The 3,974-nt window shown below is 40.8% G+C and carries 3 protein-coding genes; all 3 read right to left on the bottom strand.

Annotation, left to right across the window (positions count from 1 at the left end; translation table 11 throughout):
* The coding region (locus H6S82_RS22290; RefSeq protein ID WP_191056719.1) for a response regulator at positions 1 to 709 on the bottom strand (709 nt) is incomplete at its 3' end.
* On the bottom strand, positions 699 to 3,386 hold the full coding sequence (locus H6S82_RS22285) for a hybrid sensor histidine kinase/response regulator (RefSeq protein ID WP_190471869.1): 2,688 nt from the start codon (positions 3,384 to 3,386) through the stop codon (positions 699 to 701). The genes H6S82_RS22290 and H6S82_RS22285, both read right to left, overlap by 11 nt.
* Before the next feature lie 58 nt (positions 3,387 to 3,444).
* Positions 3,445 to 3,974: BMP family ABC transporter substrate-binding protein (locus H6S82_RS22280; RefSeq protein WP_191056718.1), on the bottom strand; the 530-nt coding region annotated here is incomplete at its 5' end.

Genomic DNA, 3,974 nt, shown 5'->3' with positions numbered 1-3,974 from the left:
GATAAAGGCTTAAGTGTTCAATCAAAGATTTGATATATCCTTCAGCGTGGCTGAGATTACCCGCAATAAAGCTCACAGGATTATTAATTTCGTGGGCGACCCCAGCCACCAATTGACCGAGAGCGGACATTTTTTCCTTATGCACTAAATAAGATTGAGCCTGTTGCAATTCTTGCATGGTTTGCTTTAGTTCAGACGTGCGTTCCTCCACCCGTTTTTCTAATTCCTGCGTCAGCTTTTGCAAAGAAATTTCAGCGGCAACTCGATCTTCAACTTCTCGTTTGAGAAGTAAATTTTGCTGTTGCATAATTTTCGTCAAATTATACAATTTTAACTGAGATTTGACGCGGGCTAATACCTCATCTTGCTGAAACGGCTTAGTGATGTAATCGACTGCGCCTAAATTGAGACCTTTGACTTTATCTACCCTGTCAGAGAGGGAAGTCATAAAAATTACTGGTATATCTTTAGTGGACGGGTCTGATTTCAGCTTATAGCAAGTTTCAAATCCATCGATTCCGGGCATCATCACATCTAATAAAATCAGATCTGGTTGGGCATATTTTACCTTTTGGATTGCACTTTCCCCATCTCGCGCTACCAATACTTCAAATCCAGCTTCATCCAAAAAATCGGCGATCGCCCCTAAATTAACGGGGTTATCATCAACAATTAACAGGATAGATTTTTCGCTAGATTCAGCACTCATTTGGATCTGACCTGTATTTACTAATGAACTCCAGAATTTCTTTTTCCTGAAAGTTGTGAGCTAGTTGACGCAAATATTGGACAAAAGGGACAAGTTTTTCATCCATTTGCTCTAACTTGACAGTTTGTCTGGCAATACCCTTGATATTACCTCTCATCGCTAGCTCAAAGAGGATTTCTATTTCTTTTGCTGGGGGAGGAATTAATTCGCCATCTGGAATTTGAGATTTAGTAAGCTCGGCATTTGTATCTTGGCTTTCTTCTGCTGGCTGTGGCTTCGGGGTTTCCTCGTAAATCCATACGATTTCCAAATATTTTTGTAACTTCTGAAATAGCTCATCTGCCTGTACTGGTTTGGGCATAAAATCGTTACCCCCAGCTAACAAACTCTTATGTCGATCGGCTACGAATACGCTAGCAGATGAAACAATTATCACTATATCCTTCAATTCCGGTGACTGCCGAATGCGGCGTATCATCTCAAATCCGTCCAGCACAGGCATAACTAAATCGGTGATAATTAGGTCGGGTTTAAACTCTGCTGCTTTAGTCAAAGCTTCTTCACCGTTTGTTGCTTCTGCCATTTCAAAACCGATTTGCTCTAGCAGATTGACAATCACCGATCGATTTTCCCATTTATCATCTACTACCAGGATTTTACGCCTTTTCCCCTCTACGCCAATAATCTTTTGTTGCTTAATAATAGTGGCTGTTTGTATCCAGTCTTTGGGTTCGGGTAAATCTAAATCTACCCAAAAAGTGCTGCCCATACCGAGTTGGCTTTTTACTTGAATTTTACTGCCCATCATTTGAACAATTTTCTGGCTAATTGCCAATCCCAGTCCGGTTCCTTCTGCTTGATGTTTGCCATTTCCCACCTGCTCGAAAGGCAAAAATATCTTTTCCAATTCCTCCGGACTCATACCTACGCCGGTGTCTTTTACCTCGAAACGAATTTTTTTTATTAGTCTTATATCATTGTCATAATTTGACTCTTTAGTGTCTAATGACTGATAATTTATGACACTTACGTTAAAGTTAACTCCACCTATTTCTGTAAATTTAATTGCATTTCCGAGTAAATTAATCAACACCTGTTGTAAGCGTTTACGATCGGTATGAATGGCTATAGGCAGTTCGCTAGTTGGTTGGTAAACAAACGAGATATCTTTCTGTTCGGCGCGGATGCGGCAGATTTCTACTACGCTTGACAAGAAGGAAGGAAAATAGAAATCTTCTGGATAAAGTTCCATTTTCTTAGCTTCTATTTTAGAAAGATCTAAAATATCCTCGATCAGGGTAAGCAAGTGAGTACCGCACTGGTAAATAATGTTGATGTTGTCCAGTTGTTTTTTAGTTAGATTTTGCGCTCTTTCCAGGATTTGAGCATAACCCAAAATACCGTTGAGAGGGGTTCTCAGTTCGTGGCTCATATTTGCCAAAAATTCGCTTTTAGCTTTGTTGGCAACATCAGCAGCTTCCATCGCTTGCCTAAGCGCGTTTGTGCGTTGTTCGACTCTAATTTCTAACTCTTCATTTGTCTTTTCCAGAGTTCTAAATGACTCCTGTAATTGCTGTGCCATTTGGTTAAACGAACGCGCTAAAATCCCCAGTTCATTGCGGGATTGAATGTGGACGCGAGTGTCGAGATTTCCATCGCTAATTTGGGCGGCGGCAACAGTAAGATTTTCTAGGGGCTTGACGAGCCGCCGAGAGAAACAGAATCCCAATATTATGGCGGTAAATGTTGCGAGGGAGAGGGCTCCTAGCATTACTAAAATCTGATTGTAGACAGGGGCGTATGCTTCGGCTGTTGGTAATTCGACAATAACGCTCCAATCAACGCTGTCAATAGGTGCGATCGCACCCAAAACTTGTTCATTTTTAAGACCCCGGTAGATTGTCAGGGCTTGTGTCTCTGTATCGTGCAAATTTTCAATAAACGGACGCTGGGAAATATCTTCTAGTTTAAATCTCTCTCCAGCACTTCTTTTTTTAGCAATTATAAAGTTGCGATCGTCTATTACGTAAGTATATCCAGTTTTTCCTACTTCCGTCTGGGAAACCACAAAATCGAGGAATTTTAAATTAACTCTAGCCAGTAAAATGCCATCAACTTCATCTTGTAGATTGCGAATGGGAACGGCGATCGTTGTCACTAACTGATGAATTTCCGGATCGATGCTCACAGCATCGACATAATCTTCTTGCCGCTTGAACGATCGCACAAATAGGGGTGTAAGTGCCAGATTACCGAGCCCGACACGATTGTAGGGAGAAACGACTACAACTGGATTTCCCTGACGATTAACAATAGCCACCATTTCGTAAGCATCGTTGTGGCGAGTTAAACCTTCTAGCAAAGTTTGTTTGGTTTCCAGAGGTAGATCAGTTAAACCCCGCACTCTCGCCAAATAACCCAATTTTCTGATCAAATCGTCCATGTAGGCGTCGATTGTTTCAGCAGCAGCTCGCGATCGCGCTTGCTGTAGTAGGTTTGATTGTTTTAATTGGGTTTGGAAACTAGAGTAAATCAGTATTACTCCCGTCGTCAGCAAGCTCGATACCACCAAGAAGACCATCCCAAAACGCAATTGTTTCGCGATGGATAAATTCCACAGCCAAGTTAAATTGCTGTTTAATTTATCTGAACTAGCCTTTTGATTTTCTTGATGCAATTGAACCTCCTTTTCAGAGTATTGCAGCTACTGGCTTACTTCCTTAAAACTAAAGTATTTATGAGGAAATGTCTATTTTACCTGTGATAATATCGTTTTTAATTTTGTTGACTATCTCTTCTTGTTCGGCAGTCAGCGACCCTCGAAAAGGAGCTAATCTTTGCACTTTTTCTCTCAGTCCAAACTTGTATTGCTTACCCTCCCATCGCCCTTTTCTAACTAAAGTTGCTGCCTGTAACAATAACTTTGGAGAATCCTGGATGGCACTGGTCAAGACAGTACCAGGTGCAAGTTGATATAAGTCTTGAATCCATCCTATAGTGTAAATTCCATTTTTTTGGGCTAATTGATGTAAAGGTATACAACCTGGATCGGCATTAGTTGAAATAATATCAACTCCCTCTCTAATGTGGTTTTTTGCAATCATTTGGCACTTTTTTGTGTCTGTCCAATTTCCCACCCATTCTGTTATCACAGTTATATTTGGATTGGTTAATTTTGCGCCTCTCTCAAACAATATCGCCCCTTCTTTTATCAGGGGATAATCTACACCTCCAATAAACGACACCTTATTAGTTTTGGTCTTAA

It is taken from the genome of Planktothrix sp. FACHB-1355, from assembly GCF_014748295.1.
GTDB classification, from domain to species: Bacteria; Cyanobacteriota; Cyanobacteriia; order Cyanobacteriales; family Aerosakkonemataceae; genus Aerosakkonema; species Aerosakkonema funiforme_A.
The sequence above is the reverse complement of the archived record's forward strand: the minus strand, read 5'-3'. Positions and strand labels throughout refer to the sequence as shown.